We start from the raw sequence: 408 nt of genomic DNA, 5'->3' as shown, positions 1-408 counted from the left end.
ACTGGCAGCACAAGCTGTCCACGACGATCATCCGTGAGAATCAAGCGGTGTACGTCGAGGATCTGTGTGTCGCCGGTCTCGGTCGGACCCGGCTGGCGAAGTCGGTGCACGACGCGGGATGGTCGTCGTTCGTCGCCATGCTGGAGTACAAGGCGGCGAGGTACGGGCGTACGTTCGCCCGGGTGGACCGGTGGCTCCCGTCCACCCGGATGTGCTCGGACTGCGGCCGGATCAACGAGCGGATGGCGCTGGACGTCCGGTCGTGGGTCTGTCCGTGTGGCGGTCACCACGATCGGGACGTCAACGCGGCGATCAACATCAAGGCCGCCGGGCAGGCGGACGTCAACGACCGTGGAGCGCGGGTAGGACCGGGACCCGTCCCGGCACCGCGCGGTGAAACGGTAACCC

The 408-nt window shown here is 67.6% G+C and carries 1 protein-coding gene; it reads left to right on the top strand.

Features of this window, described 5'->3' with window-relative positions; genetic code table 11:
• Positions 1–47 precede the first annotated feature (47 nt).
• On the top strand, positions 48–408 hold a 361-nt coding region (locus ACFHWU_RS29465; RefSeq protein ID WP_416592347.1), incomplete at its 3' end, for an RNA-guided endonuclease InsQ/TnpB family protein.

This window comes from Micromonospora sp. LOL_015, assembly GCF_048060275.1.
In the GTDB taxonomy this organism is placed as follows: domain Bacteria; phylum Actinomycetota; class Actinomycetes; order Mycobacteriales; family Micromonosporaceae; genus Micromonospora_E.
Note: the sequence above shows the minus strand (reverse complement) of the source record. Positions and strands in the feature narration are given on the sequence as shown.